Source organism: Pseudomonas sp. Seg1, assembly GCF_018326005.1.
Lineage (GTDB): Bacteria > Pseudomonadota > Gammaproteobacteria > Pseudomonadales > Pseudomonadaceae > Aquipseudomonas.
In genome coordinates this window covers 3,013,490-3,038,584 of record NZ_AP021903.1, presented here as the reverse complement: position 1 = coordinate 3,038,584, position 25,095 = coordinate 3,013,490, and the positions used below count along the sequence as shown (strand labels likewise).

At 52.7% G+C, this 25,095-nt stretch carries 24 protein-coding genes and 1 pseudogene; 23 read left to right on the top strand and 2 right to left on the bottom strand.

The features are described from left to right. Window positions 1-53 precede the first annotated feature (53 nt). From KI231_RS13510 to KI231_RS13490, 5 genes are all read left to right on the top strand, one after another. Complete coding sequence (locus KI231_RS13510; RefSeq protein ID WP_213028565.1) at window positions 54-1,157, top strand: ABC transporter ATP-binding protein; 1,104 nt, start codon at window positions 54-56, stop codon at window positions 1,155-1,157. Window positions 1,158-1,175: 18 nt separating this feature from the next. Beyond that, window positions 1,176-2,648: a mannitol dehydrogenase family protein gene (locus KI231_RS13505; protein WP_213028564.1), complete on the top strand. Its 1,473-nt coding sequence runs from the start codon at window positions 1,176-1,178 to the stop codon at window positions 2,646-2,648. 205 nt (window positions 2,649-2,853) lie between these two features. Then, on the top strand, window positions 2,854-4,350 hold the full coding sequence (gene xylB / locus KI231_RS13500) for a xylulokinase (protein ID WP_213028563.1): 1,497 nt from the start codon (window positions 2,854-2,856) through the stop codon (window positions 4,348-4,350). Between the two features lie 13 nt (window positions 4,351-4,363). Next, complete coding sequence (locus tag KI231_RS13495; protein WP_213028562.1) at window positions 4,364-5,302, top strand: carbohydrate kinase family protein; 939 nt, start codon at window positions 4,364-4,366, stop codon at window positions 5,300-5,302. Window positions 5,303-5,349: 47 nt separating this feature from the next. Then, entirely contained in the window at window positions 5,350-5,970 is a 621-nt protein-coding gene (locus KI231_RS13490; protein WP_103305000.1) for a transglycosylase SLT domain-containing protein, read from the top strand. 153 nt (window positions 5,971-6,123) lie between these two features. On the opposite strand, the gene KI231_RS13485 is transcribed toward KI231_RS13490, so the two are convergent. Beyond that, complete coding sequence (locus KI231_RS13485) at window positions 6,124-7,425, bottom strand: OprD family porin (RefSeq protein ID WP_213028561.1); 1,302 nt, start codon at window positions 7,423-7,425, stop codon at window positions 6,124-6,126. A gap of 374 nt (window positions 7,426-7,799) precedes the next feature. Between KI231_RS13485 and KI231_RS13480 the strand changes: the two are divergent. From KI231_RS13480 to KI231_RS13400, 18 genes and pseudogenes are all read left to right on the top strand, one after another. Continuing rightward, a pseudogene (locus tag KI231_RS13480) lies at window positions 7,800-9,871 on the top strand (type VI secretion system Vgr family protein). Beyond that, on the top strand, window positions 9,868-10,719 hold the full coding sequence (locus KI231_RS13475; protein WP_213028560.1) for a DUF4123 domain-containing protein: 852 nt from the start codon (window positions 9,868-9,870) through the stop codon (window positions 10,717-10,719). Before KI231_RS13480 ends, KI231_RS13475 begins: the two are co-directional and overlap by 4 nt. A gap of 61 nt (window positions 10,720-10,780) precedes the next feature. After that, window positions 10,781-11,575 (top strand): hypothetical protein, encoded by a 795-nt coding sequence (locus KI231_RS13470; RefSeq protein WP_213028559.1) that lies wholly within the window; start codon window positions 10,781-10,783, stop codon window positions 11,573-11,575. Between the two features lie 12 nt (window positions 11,576-11,587). After that, window positions 11,588-13,717 (top strand): lipase family protein, encoded by a 2,130-nt coding sequence (locus KI231_RS13465; RefSeq protein WP_213028558.1) that lies wholly within the window; start codon window positions 11,588-11,590, stop codon window positions 13,715-13,717. Window positions 13,718-13,949: 232 nt separating this feature from the next. Beyond that, window positions 13,950-14,606: a DUF2931 family protein gene (locus KI231_RS13460; RefSeq protein ID WP_213028557.1), complete on the top strand. Its 657-nt coding sequence runs from the start codon at window positions 13,950-13,952 to the stop codon at window positions 14,604-14,606. 139 nt (window positions 14,607-14,745) lie between these two features. Further along, window positions 14,746-15,537 carry a PoNe immunity protein domain-containing protein gene (locus KI231_RS13455; protein ID WP_213028556.1) on the top strand — a complete coding sequence of 264 codons (792 nt, stop codon included), beginning with the start codon at window positions 14,746-14,748 and terminating at the stop codon, window positions 15,535-15,537. 3 nt (window positions 15,538-15,540) lie between these two features. Further along, window positions 15,541-16,482 (top strand): PoNe immunity protein domain-containing protein, encoded by a 942-nt coding sequence (locus KI231_RS13450; RefSeq protein WP_213028555.1) that lies wholly within the window; start codon window positions 15,541-15,543, stop codon window positions 16,480-16,482. An 83-nt stretch (window positions 16,483-16,565) separates the two neighbouring features. Then, the gene (locus KI231_RS29985) at window positions 16,566-16,841 is read left to right on the top strand and encodes a hypothetical protein (protein ID WP_249412125.1); all 276 of its coding nucleotides are present in this window, start codon (window positions 16,566-16,568) and stop codon (window positions 16,839-16,841) included. Next, window positions 16,786-17,529, top strand: a complete 744-nt coding sequence (locus tag KI231_RS13445; protein ID WP_249412124.1) for a type VI immunity family protein — start codon at window positions 16,786-16,788, stop codon at window positions 17,527-17,529. The genes KI231_RS29985 and KI231_RS13445 overlap by 56 nt, the downstream gene beginning before the upstream one ends. Before the next feature lie 28 nt (window positions 17,530-17,557). Continuing rightward, complete coding sequence (locus KI231_RS13440; RefSeq protein ID WP_213028554.1) at window positions 17,558-18,496, top strand: type VI immunity family protein; 939 nt, start codon at window positions 17,558-17,560, stop codon at window positions 18,494-18,496. Between the two features lie 55 nt (window positions 18,497-18,551). Beyond that, window positions 18,552-19,343: a PoNe immunity protein domain-containing protein gene (locus tag KI231_RS13435; protein WP_213028553.1), complete on the top strand. Its 792-nt coding sequence runs from the start codon at window positions 18,552-18,554 to the stop codon at window positions 19,341-19,343. A gap of 47 nt (window positions 19,344-19,390) precedes the next feature. Further along, window positions 19,391-20,164 (top strand): PoNe immunity protein domain-containing protein, encoded by a 774-nt coding sequence (locus KI231_RS13430; RefSeq protein ID WP_213028552.1) that lies wholly within the window; start codon window positions 19,391-19,393, stop codon window positions 20,162-20,164. Window positions 20,165-20,233: 69 nt separating this feature from the next. Beyond that, window positions 20,234-21,004 carry a PoNe immunity protein domain-containing protein gene (locus KI231_RS13425; protein ID WP_213028551.1) on the top strand — a complete coding sequence of 257 codons (771 nt, stop codon included), beginning with the start codon at window positions 20,234-20,236 and terminating at the stop codon, window positions 21,002-21,004. A 41-nt stretch (window positions 21,005-21,045) separates the two neighbouring features. Further along, window positions 21,046-21,771, top strand: coding sequence for a hypothetical protein (locus KI231_RS13420; protein WP_213028550.1), 726 nt, complete (start codon window positions 21,046-21,048; stop codon window positions 21,769-21,771). Then, complete coding sequence (locus KI231_RS13415; protein ID WP_213028549.1) at window positions 21,768-22,541, top strand: PoNe immunity protein domain-containing protein; 774 nt, start codon at window positions 21,768-21,770, stop codon at window positions 22,539-22,541. Before KI231_RS13420 ends, KI231_RS13415 begins: the two co-directional genes overlap by 4 nt. A gap of 33 nt (window positions 22,542-22,574) precedes the next feature. Further along, window positions 22,575-23,378 (top strand): PoNe immunity protein domain-containing protein, encoded by an 804-nt coding sequence (locus KI231_RS13410; RefSeq protein ID WP_213028548.1) that lies wholly within the window; start codon window positions 22,575-22,577, stop codon window positions 23,376-23,378. Beyond that, a complete protein-coding gene (locus KI231_RS13405) occupies window positions 23,375-23,908 on the top strand; it encodes a hypothetical protein (RefSeq protein WP_213028547.1) in 534 nt (177 codons plus the stop codon). The genes KI231_RS13410 and KI231_RS13405 overlap by 4 nt, the downstream gene beginning before the upstream one ends. A gap of 26 nt (window positions 23,909-23,934) precedes the next feature. Continuing rightward, the gene (locus KI231_RS13400; RefSeq protein ID WP_213028546.1) at window positions 23,935-24,729 is read left to right on the top strand and encodes a PoNe immunity protein domain-containing protein; all 795 of its coding nucleotides are present in this window, start codon (window positions 23,935-23,937) and stop codon (window positions 24,727-24,729) included. A 62-nt stretch (window positions 24,730-24,791) separates the two neighbouring features. On the opposite strand, the gene KI231_RS13395 is transcribed toward KI231_RS13400, so the two are convergent. Continuing rightward, window positions 24,792-25,088, bottom strand: a complete 297-nt coding sequence (locus tag KI231_RS13395; RefSeq protein ID WP_213028545.1) for a hypothetical protein — start codon at window positions 25,086-25,088, stop codon at window positions 24,792-24,794. Window positions 25,089-25,095: the final 7 nt, after the last annotated feature.

The following is a 25,095-nucleotide window of genomic DNA, read 5'->3' as shown; positions in this document are numbered from 1 at the left end:
ACATAAAAACCAATTCAGCTCAAACGAATAATAAATTGCGGAGGCCCATCATCATGGCCAACCTGAAAATCAAGAATCTGCAAAAAGGCTTCGAAGGTTTTTCCATCATCAAGGGCATCGACCTGGAAGTGAACGACAAGGAATTCGTGGTTTTCGTCGGCCCCTCCGGCTGCGGCAAATCCACCTTGCTGCGGCTGATCGCCGGCCTCGAAGAAGTCAGCGGCGGCACCATCGAACTCGATGGCCGCGACATCACCGAAGTCAGCCCGGCCAAGCGCGATCTGGCGATGGTGTTCCAGACCTACGCGCTGTACCCGCACATGACCGTGAAAAAGAACATGTCTTTCGCCCTCGATCTGGCCGGCGTGGCCAAGGCTGATGTCGAGAAAAAAGTCGGCGAAGCGGCGCGGATTCTCGAACTCGGCCCTATGCTTGAGCGCAAGCCAAAACAGCTTTCCGGTGGCCAGCGTCAGCGCGTGGCGATCGGCCGTGCCATCGTGCGCAACCCGAAGATCTTCCTGTTCGACGAGCCGCTGTCCAACCTCGACGCCGCACTGCGCGTGCAGATGCGTCTGGAACTGCTGCGCCTGCACAAGGACCTGCAAGCGACGATGATTTACGTGACCCACGACCAGGTCGAAGCGATGACCATGGCCGACAAAGTCGTGGTGCTCAATGGCGGCAAGATCGAGCAGGTCGGTTCACCACTGGACCTCTATCACAACCCCGCCAACCTGTTCGTTGCCGGGTTTCTGGGCACGCCGAAAATGGGCTTCCTCAAAGGCCAGATCGCCCGGATCGACGCTCAGGTCTGTGAAGTGTCACTGGATGCCGGCACGCGCATCACCCTGCCGTTCAACGCCGCCCACCTGAGCGTCGGCAGCGCCGTAACCCTGGGTATTCGCCCGGAACATCTGGAACTGGCCCAACCGGGCGACTGCACCCTGCAAGTCACCGCCGATGTCAGCGAGCGGCTGGGCAGCGACACCTTCTGCCACGTCAAGACCAACGCCGGGGAAGCGCTGACCATGCGCGTACGTGGTGATCTGGCGAGCCGTTATGGCGAACAACTGAGCCTCTATCTGGACGCCGCCCATTGCCATTTATTCGATGCAGAAGGCGTGGCGCTGACCCGTCCGCTGCGCGCTGCCGCCTGATTTTTCGAGACTTGCCGAATGAAACTCAACAGACAAAACCTCAATCGCCTCGCCGCCGAAGTGCAACTGCCGACCTATAGCCTCAGTGATACCCGTCAGGGCATTGCACACATTGGCGTCGGCGGTTTCCACCGGGCCCATCAGGCGTATTACACCGACGCGCTGATGAACACCGGCGAAGCACGCGACTGGGCGATTTGCGGGGTCGGCCTGCGCGCCGAAGACCGCCGCGCCCGCGACGATCTCAAGGAGCAGGATTACCTGTTCACGCTTTTCGAACTCGGCGACAGCGATGACACTGAAGTGCGAGTGATCGGCGCGATCCGCGACATGTTGCTGGCCGAAGACAGCGCCCAGGCCTTGATCGACAAACTCGCCCATCCACAGATCCGCATCGTCTCGCTGACCATCACCGAGGGCGGCTACTGCATCGACGACAGCAACGGCGAATTCATGGCGCACCTACCGCAGATCCAGCACGATCTGAACAACCCTGATTCGCCGAAAACCGTGTTCGGGTTCTTGTGCGCGGCGCTGGAAAAACGCCGGGCGGCGGGTATTCCCGCCTTCACCGTGATGTCCTGCGATAACCTGCCGCACAACGGCGCGGTCACCCGCAAGGCGTTGCTGGCGTTTGCCACCCTGCGCAACAGCAATCTGTGCAGCTGGATCGACGCCAACGTCAGTTTCCCTAATGCGATGGTCGACCGCATCACGCCGATGACCAGCACCGCGCATCGTCTGCAACTGGCCGACAAACATGCGGTGGACGACGCCTGGCCGGTGGTTTGCGAACCGTTTGTGCAGTGGGTACTGGAAGACAAATTCGTCAACGGCCGCCCGGCCTGGGAAAAGGTCGGCGTGCAGTTCACCGACGATGTTTCGCCTTACGAAGAGATGAAAATCAAACTGCTCAACGGCAGTCATCTGGCGCTGACCTATCTGGGCTTTTTGAAGGGCTATCGCTTTGTCCACGAGACCATGAATGACCCGCTGTTCGTGCGCTACATGCGTGCGTACATGGATCTGGATGTCACGCCGCAACTGGCGCCGGTGCCGGGTATCGACCTGACCGATTACAAGAACACGCTGGTGGCGCGGTTCTCCAATCAGGCGATTGCCGATCAGTTGGAGCGGGTGTGTTCGGACGGTTCGTCGAAGTTTCCCAAGTTCACCATCCCGACGATCAACCGGCTGATTGCCGATGGGCGCGAGACCAAGCGTGCGGCGTTGGTGGTGGCGGCCTGGGCGTTGTATCTGAAGGGGGTGGATGAGAACGGCGATACCTATTCGATTCCTGATCCACGGGCGACTTTTTGTCAGGCGTTGGTGGCGGATGATGGGTTGATGACCCAGCGATTGCTGGGAATTGAAGAGATTTTTGGCACGGCGATTCCGCAGTCGGCGGCGTTTGTGGCGGCGTTTGAATGGTGCTGCGACAGTTTGCGTGAGGTGGGCGTTTCGCGGACTTTGGAGCGGGTGCTGGCCTGAAAAAGCCCCTCACCCTAGCCCTCTCCCAAAGGGAGAGGGAACTGACCGAGTGGTTGGTGCAACTTACATCGACCTGAAAGTCCGATGTCGAACTGAGATTTTGAATAGCACCCAGGTCGGCTCCCTTTCCCCCTCGCCCCCTTGGGGGAGAGGGCTGTGGTGAGGGGGTAGCTCTTGATCTTTAGCCCAACTGACTGGTTCACACATGACAACCCGACAACTCTTCCTCGGCATCGATTGCGGCACCCAAGGCAGCAAAGCGATCATCCTCGATGCCGCCAGCGGCGAAGTCCTCGGCCACGGCGCTGCCGCTCACACCATGATCAGTGGCGCCAACGGCCGTCGCGAGCAAGACACTCGCCAATGGCTGGAAGCCTTCGCCCTCGCCACCCGCCGTGCGTTGTTGGCGGCGGAAGTCGATGGCCAGGCGATCCTCGGCATCGGCGTTTCCGGCCAGCAACACGGGCTGGTGCTGCTCGACGATCAAGGCGAAGTCCTGCGCCCGGCCAAGCTCTGGTGCGACACCGAAACCAGCGCTGAGAACGACCGGCTGCTCAGCCATCTGGGCGGTGAAAAAGGCTCGCTCGAACGCCTCGGCGTGGTCATTGCTCCTGGCTACACAGTATCGAAACTGCTGTGGACCAAAGAGCAGCATCCGCTCGTGTTCGCACGCATCGCCCGCATTCTGCTGCCCCACGACTACCTCAATTTCTGGCTCACCGGCCGTGCCTGCAGCGAATACGGCGACGCCTCCGGCACCGGCTATTTCAACGTGCGCACCCGCCAGTGGGATTTGCAGCTGCTGCGCGACATCGACGCCAGCGGACGTCTGCAAGCGGCGCTGCCTGAGCTGATCGATGCGCACCAAGCCGTCGGCACAATCCTGCCGGCCATCGCCGAACACCTTGGCATCAACCCCAACGCGCTGGTCTCAAGCGGCGGCGGCGACAACATGATGGGCGCGATCGGCACCGGCAATATTCAGCCCGGCGCAATCACCATGAGCCTCGGCTCCTCCGGCACGGTGTACGCCTACGCCGAAACCCCGAAAGTCAGCCCGGATGCCAGCGTCGCCACGTTCTGTTCATCCAGCGGCGGCTGGTTGCCGCTGATCTGCACCATGAACCTGACCAATGCCACCGGCGCGATTCGCGAACTTTTTGACCTCGATCTGCCCCGGTTCAACGAACTTGTCGCTCAAGCGCCCATCGGCGCCGAAGGCGTCAGCCTGTTGCCGTTTTTCAACGGCGAGCGCGTCCCCGCCCTGCCCCACGCCACTGGTAGCCTGCACGGTTTGACGCTGGATAATCTGACCCAGGCCAATCTGTGCCGCGCCGCCGTCGAAGGCACGACGTTCGGCTTGCGTTATGGACTGGATTTGCTCCGCCAGAATGGTTTACAAAGCCGCAGCATTTGCCTGATCGGCGGCGGTTCGAACAGCGCGGTGTGGCGGCAGATCGTCGCCGACATCATGAACACCCCGGTGATCTGCACCGAGCAAAGTGAAGCTGCGGCCCTCGGTGCCGCGATTCAGGCGGCGTGGTGCAAATCCTGGTCGAACGGCCACGAAGACACGTTGGCCGACTTGTGCCAGCGCTGCGTGAAACTCGACCTGAGCAGTGAAACCCTGCCGATCGCCGCCAATGTCGCGGCGTTTCAGCAGGCTTATGAACGCTATCAACAGCATGTCGCAACCCTATAAAGAGCAAACAATTATGTATTTGGTGTGTGGCGAAGCCCTGTTTGATTTCTTCAGCGAAGACGATGCCAGCGGACTGGCCTCGAAAGTGAATTTCAAGGCGATTGCCGGCGGCTCGCCGTTCAACGTCGCGGTTGGTTTGCGTCGTTTGGGCGTGGACTCGGCCTTGTTCGGTGGTCTGTCCACCGACTACCTCGGCCGGCGCTTGCAGCAGGTCTTGCAGGAGGAAGGTGTACGGCCGGACTATCTGCTGGACTTCGCCGCGCCGACCACGTTGGCGATGGTGGCGGTCGGTGCCAACGGCTCGCCGCACTACAGTTTTCGCGGTGAAGGCTGCGCAGATCGGCAACTGAAGCTGAGCCATTTACCGTCGCTGGGTCCTGAGGTGCGCGGTTTGCACATTGGCTCGTTTTCGCTGGTGGTGCAGCCGATTGCCGACACCCTGCTCGCGCTGGTTCAGCGTGAAAGTGGCAAACGCCTGATCACCCTCGACCCCAACGTACGCCTTAATCCCGAGCCGAATATCGAACTGTGGCGCGAACGGATTGCCACGCTGGTGCAACTGGCGGATCTGATTAAGGTCAGCGATGAAGACTTGAGCCTGCTCTACCCCGAGCAGGATCCGCAGCACGTCATCGAAGGCTGGCTGGAGCATCGCTGCCAGGTCGTCTTCCTCACCCGTGGCGGCGAAGGCGCCAGCGTGTTCAGCCGCGCCCATGGTTCATGGTCGGCACCCGCCTGCACGGTGAAGATCGCCGATACCGTCGGCGCCGGCGACACCTTCCAGGCCGCGCTGATTACCTGGCTGACCGAACAAGGTCTGGACTCGGTCGAAGGTGTGCAGCAACTTGCTCGCGAACAGATCGACGCCATGCTCAAGTTCGCCGTGCAAGCGGCGGCGCTGACCTGTAGCAAGACGGGTCCGGATCTGCCCTATCGTCACCAATTGACCTGAGCGCGTAGACTGTCGCCCTTTTTATGCGCATGACGGGATAACGGCTTTTGAATTCAGGGCAGACGGTTGGACTACTGGTACTCGCGGCACTGTTGACGGGTTGCGGCACCTCGCCGCCCCGTTCGCCGGAAAACATCTGCGAGATCTTCCGCGAAAAAAGCGATTGGTACGACGCCGCGCAAGTCACGCAAAAGCGCTGGGGCGTGCCGATCCAGGTGCCGTTCGCGATCATGTATCAGGAATCCGGCTACCGCTACGACGCCAAAACCCCACGCAAATACCTGCTCTGGGTAATTCCGTGGGGCCGCGTGTCGACCGCGTCGGGCTATGCGCAAGCCAAGGATGAAGTCTGGTCCGACTACCAGAAGAGCACCGGCCGCAACTGGGCCGACCGCGAAGACTTCGATGACGCCATCGACTTTGTCGGTTGGTACATGGACAAGACCACCAGCATCAACGGCGTGTACAAATACGACGCCTACGGCCAGTACCTCAACTACCACGAAGGCTGGGGTGGTTATCGCAACAAGACTTACGCGAGCAAGGCGTGGCTGATGCCGACGGCGCGCAAGGTGCAGAATCGCTCTGACATGTATGCCCAGCAATATGCCGGCTGCAAAGAGGATTTGAATCGGGGGTTCTGGAGCCGGTTCTGGCATTGGTTGTAACAGGCACAATTTCGTTGACCTTCAGGACGCCATCGCGGGCAAGCCCGCTCCCACAAGGATCTCCGGTGAACACAGATTTTGTGACCACCGAAGAAACCTGTGGGAGCGGGCTTGCCCACGATGACGGCGGGTCAGACGCCGAAAACCCGGCGGTTACAACACCGAAAAGTTGTAACTCACAATCAACCGGGTCTCATCCACATCCCGGGCGAACTTCTCGTAGTTGGTGCGGTAAGTCGCATTACGCAAACGCAGACTCACATCCTTGAACGTGCCGCTCTGAATCACGTACTTCAACTCGCTGTCACGTTCCCACTCTTTACCTTCCTGATCGCTGCCCAACACCTTGATGTGATCACCGTTCACATAACGCGTCAGGAAACTCAGGCCGTTAATACCGATTGCCTTGAAGTCATAGTCATAACGCAACTGCCAGGAACGCTCCTGTGCAGCGGCGAAGTCGTTGACCTGCACGTAGTTGACCAGATACGGGTTGCTGCCATCGAGATACGGCATCGAGTTGTCGCCGTTCATGCGCTGCCAGCCGCCACTGAAGGTGTGGCCACTTATGGCGTAGGACAGCATGCCGCTCAACGCACGGTTATCGATGGAACCAGCCTTGGCATCACCGCTGTCGGCACTTTTCAGCAAGCGTAAATCCGCTTTCAACACACCGTTGCCCAGCGGCTGATTGGCCAACAGGCCGACGAAGTGCTGGCGATAGATGTCTTCAAGTTCAGCGTAGTGATACTGCGCGGTCAGGCGATCGTTGATCTTGTAGTCGAAGCCGTACATGTCGAAATGGTCGGCGGTGGTGTTGCACGCGTAGCGCTTGTTCTTGCAGTGCACGCGGATGTCTTGCGAGTCGGTGGAATCGCGCGCGGTGTATTTGTCCAGACGCGCCGCCATGAAGGTCAGGTCCTTCACTTCTTTTGAAGTCAGCATCGCACCGTTGAACATTGTTGGCAGCAGACGGCCATCGTTGTACTTGAGCAACGGCAGATCCGGCAGCAGCGCGCCGTACTTCAGCACCGTGTCCGAGACCTTCACTTTTGCGGTCAGGCCCATTTTTGAGTACTGATCTTTCGAGCCGCGTGGGTCCTGCCCGCTCGACGGCAGCAAACCGCTATTGCTGCTGTCGGCGCTGGAGTCGAGTTTGAAGCCGAGCATGCCCAGCGCATCGATACCGAAACCCACCGTGCCTTCGGTGTAACCCGATTGCAGGTTGAGAATGAACCCCTGCGCCGACTCTTCACGTTTCGATGCGCCTTGATCGTTGGACGTGTGCCCATCACGGAAATCGCGATTGAAGTACACCGTGCGCGATTCGATTTTCGCCGTGGTGTCTTCGAGAAATCCGCTGGCCTGAACCTGTGCGGCAAAACCGGCGCACAGCACAACGGCTCCGAAGCCAAACGACTGGCGCGGGGTGATGAGGGGAAATGGGGGACGCATGAAAAACTCCAACAATGCAGCGTTTGCGCGAGGCGCAATAAGCCAGAAAAATAGCTCCCGTCCCGGATCAAGGCTGAGCCGGGAGAAAGTGAACACGCAGGGGTGAAGCGCAATGATGGCAGATGGCTTTAACGTGCCACAGGCGACTTTAGTCTGAAACTGACCGGCTATTCTGCAACGCCCGGCTGGATTGATAGCGGCAACCGACCCGCGCTGCCACCCGCGAATCGCCCGGTTTCATTGGCGAAAACCCGCTATCTAAGGGTTTGCCCTATGCCCCGCCAGTGCCGTGCGTACGGCATTTGCGTCTTGAACGAGGCGGTCTAATCCTCCATCATCCGTCCCCTGCTTATTCAACGGACGGAATTCAAGGCATGCTGGACGCCAACGCTACCCACATCACCCTCACGCTCGAAGGCGCCAACGCCGACCTGCAAGTCCTCAGCTTCACCGGTCGCGAAGCCCTCAACGAACCGTTCCGTTTCGACCTCGAACTGGTCAGCGCCCGCCCCGACCTGAAACTCGAAGAGCTGCTGCACAAGCCCGGCGTACTGACCTTCGGCGCCACTGGCGAAGGCAAGATTCACGGCCTGGTGTACCGCATCGAGCAAGGCGATTCCGGCAAGACCCTGACCCGTTACAGCATCAGCCTGGTGCCGCAACTCGCCTACCTGCGCCACAACCACGACCAGCAGATCTTCCAGCAGCTCACGGTGCCGAAGATCATCGCCCAGGTTCTCGAAGATCGCGGCATCCTCGCCGACGCCTACAGCTTCCAGCTCAGCGCCGAATACCCGCAACGCGAGTACTGCGTGCAGTACGACGAGTCAGATCTGCACTTCATCCAGCGCCTGTGCGAAGAGGAAGGCATCCACTTCCACTTCCAGCACAGCAGCAGCGGCCACAAACTGGTGTTCGGCGACGACCAGACCGTGTTCCGCAAACTCAAAGCCGTGAGCTACCAGCAAGACTCCGGCATGGCCGCCGACAAACCGGTGATCAAGCGCTTCAACCTGCGCCTGGAAACCCGCACCACCCGCGTCAGCCGCCGCGATTACGACTTCGAAAAACCGCAGATCCTGCCCGAAGGCACGGCGACCAGCCCCTTCGCCCCGGACCTCGAAGACTACGATTACCCCGGCCGCTTCACCACCCGCGAGCGCGGCAAGCACCTCTCGACCCGCGCACTGGAACGCCACCGCAGCGACTTCAAACTCGCCGAAGGCAAAGGTGACGAACCGACCCTCACCAGCGGCCACTTCCTAACCCTCGCCGAGCATCCGCGCGCCGAGTGGAACGACCTGTGGCTGCTGCTGGAAGTCTTCCACGAAGGCAAACAACCGCAAGTGCTCGGCGAAAACGTCACCAGCGACGTCACCGACAACAAAAGCGATTTCCACCAGGGCTACCGCAACAGCTTCCTCGCCACCCCGTGGGACGCGCACTACCGCCCTGCCCTCGAACACCCGAAACCGAAAGTCCTCGGCAGCCAGACCGCCATCGTCACCGGCCCGTCCGGCGAAGAAATTCACTGCGATCAATACGGCCGCATCAAGGTGCAATTCCACTGGGACCGCGACGGCCAGGCCGACGACAAAACCACCTGTTGGATGCGCGTCGCCAGCGGCTGGGCCGGCAGCGCCTACGGCGGCCTCGCCATCCCGCGCATCGGCATGGAAGTCCTCGTCACCTTCCTCGAAGGCGACCCCGACCAGCCACTCGTCACCGGTTGCCTGTACCACAAGGAAAACGTCGTCCCCTACGACCTGCCGGCAAACAAGACCCGCAGCACCTTCAAAACCCTCAGCTCACCGGGCGGCAAGGGCTACAACGAATTCCGCATCGAAGACAAAAAAGGCATCGAGCAGATCTACATCCACGCCCAGCGCGACTGGGACGAAAACATCGAGCACGACCAGAAAGTCCGCGTCGGCAACGAACGGCATGACACCGTCGAAGCCAACACCCTGAGCGAGTTCAAGGTTGAAGAACACCGGATCACCCATCTCGACCGTGTCAGCGAAATGCGCGCGGATGACCACCTGACGGTTGGCGTGACCCAGCATGTGAAAGTGGGTACGGCGCAGTTTGTCGAGGCCGGGACGGAGATTCACTATCACGCTGGCGAGAAGGTTGTGGTTGAGGGGGGATGGAGCTCACGGCCAAGGCTGGCGGGAGTTTTGTGAAGGTTGATGCGGGTGGTGTGACGATTAGTGGCGCGGAGGTGAAGGCTAATACCGGGGGCGCGCCTGGGGTTGGGACCGGGATCGGAATCCTCGAACCGGTCATCCCGTGGGCGGCCGCGAAAGACAAGGCAGGCGCCCTGCTCGTTCCGGCAGCAATACAAATGGCCCTGGCCAAAGCTGCTCGCAAATCCGGAGACATCCGCTGCCCGATCTGTGAAGCCTGCCGAGAAGGCAAATGCGATCTGGGAGCCACCGCATGAGTGATGCACTCAATAACTGGCTAGACGAACAATCCCGTCTCAACCGTGTACTGATCCTCGCGTTGGACAGCCTCGCCGAGCCAAACCCCGTGACGCCACTGTACAGCGCAGGCGTCATGCAGCGCTCCGTACAACTCTATCGCCGCACCGAATTCGCCAAATTCGCCGCGATCAGCCCATGGCTGACCGAGTTGCAAAACCCGAACGACGAAGCTTTCCGCAAGTTACTGGACGACCCACAAAGCAACTGGGGATGGATCGGCAGCATGGACAAAGCCGATCTGGACAGCCTGACCCAACACTGGATCGCGCGCATGGTTATCGAGGAAGACGGCGACCGCTCGTTGTTCCGTTTTCAGGACAATCGCGTTCTTGCCCGCTGCCTCGGTAACCTGAAAGACGCCGAATGGCCGCTGTTGCTCGGCCCGATCAGCAGCGTGCTGTATTGGGCTGAAGATCAGTGGAAAAGCGCGGACAACACCAGACCGGGAATGTATCCAGTGCCAAATCCCGCACCTTGGTTGCAAGTCCGTACCCCACCGGAACGGACACGCGAAATTTTGCGTGAGAATCTGAAACGCTGGTTGCTTGTGCACCACGCAGAAGCTGCCGCGCAGCTCTCGGAAACACGCAGCATCCTTGAATGGCTCGAAGAGCAAATGGACCTGCTTGAAGCCTGGCAGTGGAATACGCCGCAGCAACGCGAGTTCATGCTGACTTTGCGGCTGGATCCCCAACACGCGAAAGACGTCGCCTGGGCTCCCTTGTCGGGGGAGACACCGGATCAACACTTCGCCAGGTGTGAACGTTTTTTTGCGACACAACCGGGCGACCTAGAACGTAGCTGAGAGCAAAGCTTCTCGAGCGCAAAGCGCTCGGAGCAATGACTCTCGAAGAAAGGACGATCACATGCTTCATCGCAAAGTTTTTTACAGATTTGTTCGCAGCTTGGTGATCGGTTTGGGGGGGATTGGCGTGACGGCCTGTTCAGTTGCCCAACAAGACAGTTTTACTTTGGTCACTGAACTTCCACCTGGATTCAAAATAAGAGGTGAGGCGCAGTACGTTCCTCGCTTTGGAGAAACGTGCAGTGTTCCAGTGAAAAAAGGAAGGGAGCACCCCGGATTCAAGTTTTTTGAGCAAGACCTCAGCCAGAAACCACAAACAGCGCGTTTTGAAATTCCGCTTTCAAGCGTTGAAGGTGGCTGCCCATTGGTCTTGGACAGCTTCGATTATGAGGTAGATGCCAAATATGCATCCGGATTTAATGATGTTGGAAGGGACCACACCGGAATTGAGTTTCAGGAAGGGTTGACTGACAACACGCAACTTCCTGCTCCGACTACTTTGCAACGAGAATGCGAATGGTCGTTTCGTACGATGGGACCTGACCGGATTATCGCCAAAATCCTGAAGTGCTCCGCGATAGCAACACCGGAGCAGGCAAGTAACGCTGTAGCAAAGGGGCCTCTGCAACGCTCGCAGCTCGCGGGAAAGACATTGAAAGTTTCTTTCTCACTTTCCAAAGAGGAAAAACCGGCCGTAGCAGATAATTGGGTCAAATTCCCCAACGGATGGAAACGGTGTAAGGGCAAGAGTCTCGAAGATCCCTATGCATTCTGTCGCGGTAACACAACCGATTTCAAACCGTTCAAAATGCCAGACGGGCGCGATTGCAATATCTATCCGACTTGTAACGAATAAGGACATTCATTAATGACGGTCAAAAACGTAGAGCAACCATTGTGCAAAGACAACAAAGTTCCTTGTCCGGCCAGAGGCACTAAAGTTAGTTTTCGCCTGGTTGACGAGACGGGAGATGGCAATCCATACGCCGGTTTGAAATATGTGGTGACCGACAGTGCGGAACAACGCTACGAAGGCACGCTCGATGCCACCGGATTTGGTGAAGTACTGAACCATTATGAGGGACCTGTAGTACTTACTGTGGATCAGCCTTACGCGGGAGCGGAAGACGCTTATACCTGGTTGATGTCACGGCCAAATTACCCTGTAAAAATCAGTGAACTACAGGTGCGGGCTGAAAAAACTCGCTTCGTCCGCGACGATGGAATGCGGGTTGAAAACAACCCTGCAAAAGCAAAGGCAGACCAGTTTTTTCATGTAGAAGTACGCCATCTGGTTGAAAAGGTCTCGCATCTTCCTCGGGAGTCGAAATCCAAATATCCTCCCAACCAGAATCTCTTGAAAGTCATGGGCGATCTCGGCTTCGGCCCTGAGCAGTCAAACCTCTGGGGAGTTGCACTGCTTCCGAACAAGCTCACCGTTCTTGAAGTCAGGCCTCTGCGCGCTTTCCGCCCAATGCTTTCGAAAGATAACAAGTTCAGTGCATTGAACCTGTATCAATTGTCGTTATTTGCAACTTTGAGCTACTGCGACTTCGGTCAGTCTCCCGCGGAGCAGCCAACCGATACCGTGAACTTCCCACTGGACCCTAGCGTGGGGAACATGTTTGGTGAAGGCATGGCTTGCTATAAGGAAAGCTGGAAATTAGGTGCAAAACAGTCAGCGGCTTTTTATCCGCTTTACGAAGACATCGCTTATTCAAAACGTTTTGAAATACTGCCGTTCGATCCAACGTTGTACGATCAAAACAAACCAGAGCTAGGCGTGAAACAAGAACACCCCGCCAAGTTACATTTTTTTGACGACAGTAAATCGCCTAATGGGACCAATACCCAGGGTTTTATCACCCATCACGACGAAATCATCCTTGTTTCCATACGTGGAACATTAGAATTTGTTGACTTTCTGCGAGATGGTGATGCGGAGCAGACCCCTGTAAAGGTCGGCGTAGGTAAAGCGCACCAAGGCTTTTACAAAGCTTATGAAGCAATTAATACGTTTATTCAAACCTATCTCACCAAATTCTACGTTAATCAGAAAATCATTATCTGCGGGCATAGTCTTGGAGGCGCCATTGCAACCTTGCTCGCCGAAGCGCTCAGAAATGACGAGAAAAGATACGACATTCTGCTCTATACATACGGGTCTCCAAGAGCCGGAGACGCAGACTTTGTAAAAGGCGCAGCGGCTTTGGCGCACCATCGCATGGTCAATGATAACGATCCAATTCCAAGTGTGCCTGCACCCTGGATGAACACTCGACAACGCATTTGGATGCCAGGCGCTGTCCTCAGTTTCATCAGCGGCCCAACAGGCGCATTGATTTTTGCGTTGGGTTTGACCCGATTCGGTGGTTCACCGTATGAACACCACGGTGATCTACACCATTTCATGCCAGTGCATTTCAAGGGATTAGAACAATCTTCCGTACTGTGGAACCCGGGTTGCGAATCCATCGAAGAAGCCGCATGCACCCGAGCGATCAAAAAGTTCGGTGACCTACCAGACCGAGCGATGTTCATCCAGCAATTGTTCCAGATGCCTCATCACTTTATGTTGGACTCCTACATTCCTAACGCTTGGGCAACGTTGCGCCGCTGGCAGCAAACCGAGAACCTTGGTGGCACAGTAGTGACAGAGACCGAAAGCCAGCAGGTACGGATTCAGTTAAAAGACATGCGAGATCGTTTGGCGGCCAAAGAGGCGGAGTTGAACAGCCCTTATCAATCCGATCGCCGGACTGCCTTGCAACAAGCGAGTGTGCTCAGAGCAGAAATAGGTCGGCTGGATACATCCTGGCAACGTCTTGGCACCTTGAGCAACCAGAAAGTCACGCCTGAGGATATCTACGGTTCTACTACTCAGGCCCCCGAGCATGATCAGAACCTGAAGCGCTGGCTGGCGAAAAAAGAGAACAACGTTGAAGTCAGGCTCGCGATGATTCCTCAAGCGGGCAGTGTTCAGCTCAGGACTGCTTGATGCGATTTTAACCTTGGCGTTAATCGAGAAAAATTGTGGTAATGAGGTAATAAATTCGAAGAGGCTCTCAACTGGACTGATGAACAGTTGAGAGCGCATCGGAAAAATAAAGCGCTACTCTTTGAGAAGCTAGTAACTAATGCACAAACCATAACATTCTCTATTTGATTGAGTACAACACGTAACTTATCAGTAAGCCAATCGATAATCTGCTGCACATGGTACCCCCCGAATGAGTAAATACTTAACACCTATATTTGCTGCATTACTGCTTGCGGGATGCATTCAATTTTACAGTGGGGCTTTACCATACGATAGGTGGCATCTTGGATTTTCTGCTCCCGACTATATGGAAGTCTGGATCGAAACGGCAGATGTAATAGATATTCGAGGCGAAGTGTTCAGGCGCGCGATGAGCGGCGTCGCGTCATTGCAGACGCCTCCAAACAATTCCGGAGATCCACGAGGCTGGCCTAAAAAAGCTGGCATTGGAGGCGGTAAATACGTTACAGGAGCCGACCTTCCAAAAAAAATATATGTACGTTGGCAGTCTCTAGTTGAGCCGCAAACCTACAAGATGGAAATTGATATCTCTGACTCGACCAGGGAACTCATGCGTCAGGGTGAAAAGGTATTTTGTGCGGCGGACGGAAAATGGTTCACCGGATATCGTCAATCAATTACAGTCCACCTCGTTCCCGGAGGAATTGCTAAAGTTTGGGTCGCAGGCCCCTGCATGACCTCCGTCGAAGTGGCAAAGATTAAAGCTGAGATAGACCCTCGAGGCCCCTACGAGGGTAAGTCTGGAGGAGAATATGACTCTCTCTCCAAGGAATCCAAATCCTATGTTGAAAAATTCGGCGTGCCATACAACTCATGGGAGCGCTGAAAGGCACCGGAGGGTCGAGAACCATCGTGAGTAAAGTAGGAAAAACCTTGAACATCGCGCCGAAAATTTGTCATTTGAGCTTTCGGGCGTTTTGATAAAAAACTTGGCACATTAGATCTGCATAAGTTGAATCGTAAAAATGAAAAATAGACAAAAATTCTTTAATGAGGCCCACTACAACAACTTCTTAAAAGAGCATGCCGATGCTGTCGAGCTTTTAAATACGACTAAATTCAAGTCCGACAACCCCGAAGGTGAAGCGACACTTCGCTCAAGATTCGCTCAACGTTTAGCACTTCGAAAGCTAACAGCCATGTATACAGCAGGCGAAGAAATTTCTTCGCTGATTCCACAATTGGAATACCTGATTGAAAAATATGAAATCCGGCAGGCGGCACTAGCGGTATCGGAACAATCCCCAGAAATTTCACCGTTAGCAATAGACGACTGGCCACACGAATATGAAGAGTGCGTACAAATCGTAGGTCTCTGCATCCTATTGCATCGCACAGACCTGCTAACTCGCTTTGTTAAGTTGATAGACAATGCAGGATATGCTGGCGACGACACGCTATACGAAGATTTACTCTGCAAAATACTGCCTTGCAGAACTGACGTAGACCAATGGTATCACGATGTTTATTCACCGCTAGTACAAGCCATATATGCAAAAACAAGAGAAGAGGCTACAAATTTTCTGCAAAGATACTGCAATCAATGGTATTCGGCCTTTGAACAAGCACCTTGGCATGATACTCACCTGCAGGGTGAAGAAGGAAACTACGTTGGATACTGGGCATTCGAGGCTGGAGCGATCGCCTTTTTGTATGACATAGATGACAGCAAAATCGATCATATGGTTTATCCAAAAGACCTCGTCACATACGCCCGAAACCAGCAAAACACGAAAAAATCGCGGGTTGGTGCTTGAAAGATGCATAGAAGACAACAGTATTTGAGCGAAAACCGCTATCAAAATTTCTTCAAGAACAAAGAAAAAACAACAGCATTTTTTGAGAAAAACACATTTCAAGCAGACTCGGAAGATCAAGAAAAATCTCTTCGAGCCCGACACTTCCAAAAACTAATATTTAAAGAAATACTCATTTGCTATACCGCGGGAGACGAAATAAACAATCTCATCCCACTGATGGAAAGCCTCATAAACAGCTACGAACTACTACAGAAGAAATTAGCAATCTATGAAGGGATCCCCAACATAACACCATTGACAATTGATGATTGGCTAGACCAATACGAGGAGTGCGTCCAGGTTTTTAGTCTATGCATACTCCTTCACCGAACCGACTTGCTAAGGCGTTTTGTTGCGCTAATCGACCCCGCAGGCTATGGCGGTGATGACACACTGTATGAAGACCTACTTTGCAAACTATTACCTGACCGATACGATGTTGACCGTTGGTATCACGACGTCTATACACCTCTAGTCCTCGCTATTTACGAAGAGGATAAAAGCGAAGCCTCAAATCTGTTAAAAAAATACTGCGAAAGATGGTATCCAGCGTTCAAACAAGCACCTTGGCATGACTCTCACAAACAAGGCGATGAAAGTAGCTACTGTGGATATTGGGCATTGGAAGCAGGAGCAGTAGCGTTTCTTTACGGCATTGATGATCGCGATATAGACCACATGGTTTATCCGAAAGAACTGGTTGAATACGCAAGAAATCATCAAGTATCCAATAAATTTCAGGTTGCTCGCATAGACGCTGGTCAACCATGCAGTAAAGCAGGATTCTGGTTTACTCCGGCTGAGGCAGATTCTCGCCGTTACTTTAACCAAGGCGAAATCATGCAGAAGTATAAAGACTTAGCTTGGGAAGACACTATCTGGTATTGGTCAGGAGATGAATAAGCGGATCTCCGATTCGCTTAGGTCTGTTTTCATGCTTTGAGCAAAGCACACAGGCATTATCTTGCGGACAAAAGAGAAATCCTATGAACTCACTGGAAAAATTGACCGAGCGTGCATCCGACCTGACATTTGAATTACCGGATAGTACACCGGTTATCAGATTGGGACTGATTGCGACTTTTTACTTTAAAGAAGGCTATTTACGGCAGAGCAAAGAAGCTGTCATGCAGTGTTTCGCACGTTTCAAGGAAGAGTTTGGCCAACACTTAAAAGGTCAGTTCGATAACCGTTACAAAAGACTAAATGGTACAAATTTCAATAACAAAAACCTCAAAAATTCTCGACACGGGCCCAAATGAACAATACGAATGGCACATCAGTAGTGCCACTAACGCCAACGAAGCCGCCGAGTATAGTCTAACCGCACTGAATTCTTTTGAAGTACATGGTGATCAAAGACGCTCATTTCTAAAAATGACGCTACCATGGAGTATATTAAAAGAACCCGATGGTGCGGCACGTTATAACAACTGGCTTGTTTACTTAGCTGATCAAGTTAAGGCTGAGCATGGGTATGGCGGACTTTCCAGCATCCTACCGTTTGACTTCGATAGCTACATGCCCATGGAGTTCCAATTGGCCCAGCAGTTCACCGGTCTTGAAGTTGACTCTTTGGTAACTAATTTCAAACGAGAACTCCTCGATCATATTAAAGGTGTGAACTGGTATACCGTCGTAGGCGATCAATTTTCTGAACATTTGGGTGGCGTAGATGCAATCAGTCATGCGTTTAGCGGTCGCGGCGATATAGAGGTAATGAAATACCAATACGGTTTGATAGTTCGCGCCGGTGAGTTTCCGGACTTGGGCCCCATAAATGAACCATTGCCGGCTGCGTATGTGGCAGTGAATCGCGTTTTTAAACCGCTGCGGATCCCTGCACCAAATCAATTGCATACATACTCGCCTTACGGTAACTGCTTCGAAGAAGACAGCACCGCACGCTGGTATGCTCGCTTTGATCAAGATGATAACGACTCGAAATGAAGCATCGAAAACCATCGTGAGTTAAATAATGAAAAATCTTGAACAACACGCCGCAGATTTGTCCTTCGAACTTCCCGATGGAACGCCCGTTGCAAAACTGGGTATCATCATCACTTTATACTTTAAAGAAGGCTACACAGCAGGAAAAAAACTGAAGATTATTGATTGCTTTGGAAAATTCAATGACGAATTTCGAGCACACCTTAACGGCTTACTTCAGGATAGCTACAAACAACTGACCTCGGAGTCACTAGAAAAAGCATTCACCAAAATTCGCTCATCATCTGGTAATGAACGGTGCGAATTGCACCTAACGAGTGCATCGAGCACTAAAGAAGCTGCGGATTATGAGATATCCGTGCTTAACTCTCGCGAAGTTCATGAAGACAGCGACCGCTCGTATATAAAACTAGTTCTCCCCTGGGACTTCATTGCATCAGACGAGGGGCTGACCACGTACAGGACCTGGGTAAAATACCTGTGCAACCAAGTCGAAGCAGAGCATGGTTACGGTGGATTATCCACGGCACTTCCGTTCGACTATGATAGTTATATGCCTATCGAGTATGAACTTGCACAAAAATACACCGGCCTGGATGTTGATTCAATGCCTCACAGTTTGGCCTCCGAGCTTATCGATCATATAAAAGGCGTTAACTGGCAAACCATAATCGGGAATTCGTTTATTGCGAGCCTTGGCGGGGAACCCGTTTTGCGCCAGAAGCTAAGTAGCCGTAGTGACATTGATTTTGTCAGCTATGACAATGGACTGATAATTCAAGCAGGTGAGTACCCGCAACTCGGCGCCGAAGGAAGAGATAAGCTCGATGCTTACATTGCAGTAAACAAAATATTAAAGCCAGTGCGTATTCCAGAACCGGATCAAATTCACCATTACTCTCCTCATGGAAATTGCTTCGAGGAAGAAAGTACCAAGCGATGGTACGCCCGCTTTGATCAGGAATAAACCATCAACTACCCATCTCACACAAAGTCAACTTAATAAGATATTGACTAATAACATGAAACAGAGACAAAAATTTTACAGTGAAAATCACTTCTGCATTTTTATAAGTGCGCATGACCAAGCTAACGATTTTTATCGCACAAGAAAATTTAAATCAGACTCGTTCGAAGAAGAGGAAATGCTTCGTTCCAGGTTTTTCCAACGCCAGGCCTTGAATGAGCTGATAGCGACGTACACGGCGGGAAGAGAGATATCCGAACTACCTCCACTGCTCGAGGATGTGATCGAAAAATACGAAATATATCAGGACAAACTGGCAAAGAACGAACAGATTCCTGAAATATCACCGTTGGCGATTGGCGACTACCCCTACCAATATGAAGAATGCGTTCAAGTTATAGGGTTTTGTATTTTATTACATCGCACAGACCTCCTAAAACGATTTGTAGTGCTAATAGACAACGCGGGCTATAAAGGCACAGATACGCTCTATGAGGATTTGCTTTGCAAGGTTTTACCCGGCAGGCACGACATCGACCAGTGGTATCACGACGTTTACTCCCCACTGGTACAGGCGATTTATTCGGAAACTGCAAAAGAGGCTACCCAACATCTTAAAAAATATTGCAGTCAGTGGTACCCAGCCTTCAAACAAGCTCCTTGGCACGATACTCATCATCAAGGGGAAGACGGTAACTATGTAGGTTATTGGGCTATCGAAGCAGGAGCTATCGCCTTTTTGTACGGCATAGACGACAGCAAAATAGATCATATGGTTTATCCGAAAGACTTGGTTCAGTACGCACGAGACAATCGAGCGAGTGACGAGTCTCAGGTTGTTAACTGAGCGCGAAAAGAAATAACATATTCAAAATTTAAGACCAAGGAAGAAACATGAACATAAGGCAAGAATACTACAGCGAAAGCCACTATAGATCGTTCTTGAAAGAGTGCGACGAAGCTATTGAATTCTCTAAAACCAACACATTTGAATCGGACTCTCCTGAAGAAGAGGCGTCGCTTCGAGCAAGCCATTTTCAAAGCCTTCTGCTTGACAAAATCTTCGCCTGCTACACTGCGGGCGAGAAAATAGACACACTCATTCCATTGCTTGAGGAATTGATTGAAAAATACGAGACACTGCAATATAAGTTATCAATCCTTGAACAGTCACCGAAGATATCCCCGCTTGCAATAGATGACTGGCCGGATCAGTACGAAGAATGTGTTCAGGTAATAGGCTTGTGTATTCTGCTGAATCGAACCGATTTATTGAAGCGATTTGTAGTTTTGATAGATCAGGCAGGGTATGTCGGAGATGACACTCTATATGAAGACTTATTGAAGAAAGCACTACCAAATAGACATGATGTTGATCAGTGGTATCACGACGTCTACACACCCTTGGTACAAGCTATCTACGTGGACTCTAAAGAAAAATCCTCAGAACTGCTTGGGGAGTATTGTAATCAATGGTATGACGCTTTCATACAAGCCCCCTGGCATGACAATCATTTGCAAGGTGAGAGAGGTAACTATGTGGGCTATTGGGCTATCGAAGCAGGAGCAATTGCTTTCCTGTACGACATAGACGACAGCAAAATCGACCATATGGTTTATCCAAGGGACTTGGTCGAGTATGCACGAAACAATAAATCGACTGCCTGACATATCAAGCTACTCACTGAGTGCATAAGATTCCAGACAGGCTTGGAATTTTATAACCAAGGAAGAAACGTGAATAAAAGGCAAAAATACTATAGCGAAAGTCACTATAGAATCTTCTTGAAGGAGTACGACGAAGTTATTGAGTTTTGCAAAACCAATAAATTTAAATCAGATTCTCCTGAACAAGAAGCGTCGCTTCGAGCACGCCATCTTCAAGATCTTCTGCTTGACAAAATCTTCGCCTGCTATACGGCGGGAGAGGAAATAGAAATCCTCATTCCGTTGCTTGAGGAGTTGATAGAAAAATACGAAATACGGCAGCACACACTATCTATTTATGAACAGGAACCTCAAATATCTCCGCTTGCTATAGATGACTGGCCGGATCAGTACGAAGAGTGTGTTCAGGTCATAGGCTTGTGTATTCTCCTGGACCGCACCGATTTACTGAAGCGACTCGTAGTTTTGATTGATCAGGCGGGGTATGTCGGAGATGACACGCTATACGAAGACCTATTAAGAAAAGTGCTGCCAAACAGACATGATGTTGACCAGTGGTATCACGACGTCTACACCCCTCTGATACAAGCCATCTACGTGGACTCTAAAGAGCAGTCCTCAGAGCGACTGAGAGAGTATTGCAACCAATGGTATGAAGCTTTCATTCAAGCCCCTTGGCACGACACGCATTTGCAAGGCGAGGATGGCAGCCATGTGGGTTACTGGGCTATCGAAGCAGGAGCAATTGCTTTCCTGTACGGCATAGACGACAGCCAGATCGATCATATGGTCTATCCAAAAGATCTGGTGGAATACGCCAGACGCAAGGCAAACACGTAAACTCTGCCCTCCCCCAGAAAACGGATTTCGGATTCAGCACCATGGAATTGCAATACACCATCACCCCCGAACACACAGAGTCCAGAATCGGCAAACTGGTTGAGCAGGAAATACTCAAGGATGATCAACTGAGGGCCCGGCTACTTGGCAAACTGGCTCGCATTGAGGATCGTCTGCTCGCGCCGGTCTTGTTTTTGCTTGGGCTGGTTGGCGGCATGCTGGGCGCCTATTTCCCGGCGCGCGAGTTGAGCCCAGAGAAGCTCATCGCCTTGGTGTTCTTCACCGTGGCATACGTGTTGTGCTGGCGGTTCTTCTCCGAACGCTTTCTAAGTCGCTTGCGCAAGCGGATTGCCGCCAACCGTGCGAAACCTCGCAAGCCTTTTCATAAGGTAAACCTGCGCCTGATCGAATCAACGGTACGTGCCCGACTCAAGGCTGCTGAAGGCGCTTATCGCCTGGAATTCGATGAAGATGGTTTTACCTTGTTCTTTACCAAGGGCAAAGGCGCCAAAGGCGGACTTGCGTGGGGTCATATTGTGCGGCTCAAGGTCACACTCGACTTCTACTCCGTTGCGTGCGCAAAACTGGACAGCACGGGCAAGGCCTATCACATCCCCAGACACAGCGATGTGATGGACGCGGACGCGTATCAGCAGGGTTTGGAACTGTTTTTGAGCCGGGTACCTGTTTCCGCATTTGAAGACCAAACTTCAATGGTGCGAAATATGGGTACTTCCCTTGACTCAACTGGGAAAGCTCAGCAGTGAACATACGCCAACATCTTTTCACTAAAACCCATTACGAAAACTTCAAGAGAGAACATGACGAGGTAATTGTTTTTTTTGAAACAAACACTTTTCAGTCTGACTCAGCAGAGGAAGAGGCGTCGCTGCGCGCCACATACTTCAAGCAACTAGCATTTGACAGGCTTTTGGCAGCATATACTGCGGGGGAAGAAATCTACTCCCTTATACCGCTGCTTGAAGATCTGATAGCAAAACATGAACTTAGGCAAGCCAAACTCGCTGAATACCAGCGAACACCTGATATATCTCCACTTGCAATAAACGATTGGCTTGACGAATACGAAGAGTGCGTTCAGATCATTGGCTTTTGCATCCTACTGCATCGTACCGATCTGCTTAAGCGCTTTGTACAACTAATCGACAGGGCGGGCTATGCTGGGGACGATACGTTATACGAAGATCTGCTCGTCAAATTACTTCCTGATAGACACGATGTAGATCAATGGTTCCACGAGACATATTCACCATTGATTCTGGCTATTTATGCAGAAAGTAAAGGGGAAGCATCAGAGTATCTAAAAAACTATTGCGCCCAATGGTACGCCGCATTTCAGCAAGCCCCTTGGCACGACTCGCATTTAAAGGGCGAAAATGGAAATTACGTAGGATATTGGGCTATTGAAGCCGGGGCGATAGCCTATTTGTATGGCATTGATGACAACCAAATAGACCATATGGTTTACCCGAAGGATCTGGTTGAATACGCTAGATCGCACGCTCCAAGCGCATAAACTTCAAACGCACTTTCGTCACGGACTTGACACTTGAAAAGCAGACAAAAACATTTCACTACGGCTCGATACGAAAGTTTCAAATCCTACTTCGAGGAAGAGTTTGAATTCTGGAAAGACAAGCTGTTCACGGCTGACTCTCCGGAGCAGGAGAAGTCTCTGCGAGCCAGAAACTTTCAGAGCTTGCACCTCAAGCACATTTTGATGCTGTACACCGCCGGAGAGGACATACAAAGCCTGATCCTTCCTTTGGAAACCCTGATTGCCAGTTACGAAGAACTGCAAAAATATCTGGCCATTTACGAGCAAATCCCCAATATCACACCGCTCATCATCGACGACTGGCCTGACGAATACGAGGAATGCCTGCAAGTCATCAGCCTGTGTATCCTGCTGCACCGCACTGACTTGTTAAAACGCTTTGTCTCTTTGATCGACAATGCGGGATACGCCTGCATAGACACGCTGTATGAAGATTTGCTGAGCAAAGTTCTGCCTGGGCGAGTGGATATCGATCAGTGGTATCACGACGTCTCCACGCCGCTTATTCAGGCGATTTACGCTGAAGACAAGAGCGAAGCGTCGCGTTTTCTCAGTGAATACTGCAACAACTGGTACTGCACCTTTGAACAGGCGCCATGGCACGACACGCACCTTGACGGTGAAGAAGGTAGTTATGTGGGCTATTGGGCTCTGGAAGCGGGGGCAATTGCTTACCTGTACGGCATAGACGACAGCCAGATGGACCATATGGTCTATCCGAAAGACCTGGTTGAGTACGCAAGAAGCCATAAGTCGACCACTCGCAATAACGTCTATGAAATCGGCCCCAAATGAACAAAGTGTTTTTCCTTTTACTGATCACGCTGATGTGTCGCCCGGCGTGGGCAGACTCGCAGCAAACGCTGTTGGCCTGCCCTCTTTCGGACGGAACCAAAATAGCGTTGCTCGCTACCTCCAGTGCAGACGGGCAGCGCCTGTTTGTGAAATTCGACGGCAAAATCGAAACAGCCTTTACGGACATGCCCGACCAGGATTTTGTCGGTGACGTAATGTTGGCAAAGTGCACAGGCGCCACTTTGATTTTTGCGTTGAACTACGGATCGCCTTATACCAAAGGGGTCGTCTTGCGCAAAAGTCCAGTAAGCAGCGTGCTGGAGCGTATTGATTTTGCCGAGAAGGCCTTGCCGCGTTTCTTGTACTTGAGCGCTGAACAGATGCGTCTGGTCATTCCCAACGAAGGATACGAGGTGCCCGAGAAGTACATCGTCTATGACTCTTTCGCAAAGAATGGCCAAACAGATGAGCCGCAAGGGTTTGATGTCTTGCCCGATCCGGGTGAATTCACAGTGATCGATCTGAAGTAGTTTGCATGGACAAGGAAGATCCCCGCATGCGTAAGCGCCAAGCGTTCCTGACTGACTCTTACTATCAAAAATCCATCCGGCTTTATGACGAAACCGAGTCCCGCTGGATGGGCCAAACCATGCAGGCTGACAGCCCCGAGGAGGAACAGGCGCTGCGTACGGCTTATTTCAAGGAAGCCGCGTTTAATGCTTTGCTGATCAGCTATACCGCAGGTGAGCCGATTGCCGCTTTGCTGCCGCGACTGGAGAAGCTGGTGGATTGCTATGAAATCCATCAGCGGGCGCTGGCTCTGGACGATGGTGCCAATGTTTCGCCTTTGGCCATTGATGACTGGTCGGATCAATACGAGGAATGCGTTCAGGTCATCAGCTTGTGCATTCTGCTGCGGCGCACCGATTTGCTGGCGAGGTTCTGCACCCTGATGGATCGGGCCGGCTACGCTGGCGAGGACACGTTGTATGAAGATCTGTTGCGCAAGGATTTACCCGGGCGGGCAGACCTTGATGAGTGGTACCACGATTTGTACACCCCACTGATCAGGGCGATTTACGCATCGGACGCCTCAGAGTCCAGTGAGCTGCTTCGGCAATATTGCGAAGGTTGGTACGCCGGGTTTGAAGAGGAGCAAACCAACTGGCATGACAGTCATCTCGACATTGAAGACGATGACGGTAATTACGTCGGTTACTGGGCGTTCGAGGCCGCCGCCGTTGCTTTTCTGTATGAGATTGATGATCGCCAGAACGATCATTGGGCTTACCCGAAGGACTTGGTCGAATATGCGCGGCACCTGCAATCGACTGAAGTGACTCCCCGCTGAAGTGGCCTCACAAATAACTCAGCCTACCCTCTTTCGACGGCAGGCTTTTTTGAGCGAAAAATTCAGGCTGGCGCCTTCCAGTTCAACATCAGCTGTTGCGCGACCTGCAGCAAGTCGTTGCCATCCTGCGTCAGCAGGTACAGCGCGTGGGTGATGTGCGGAATGTCTTGCACGTCAGCGTGTTTGAAGCAGAGGCAATGCAGGGTTTCGAGCAGATCGGCCGAGGCGCGGACGCGCTGGACGGCGGCTTCGAGGATGTCTTTGGGATTGGCTTCGGTGTCGATGACCAGGGGCGCGCTTTCGGTGACGCCGCTGTTGAGGGGGATGTAGCGTTTGGGAGACAGAATAATAACTGGCATAGATGAT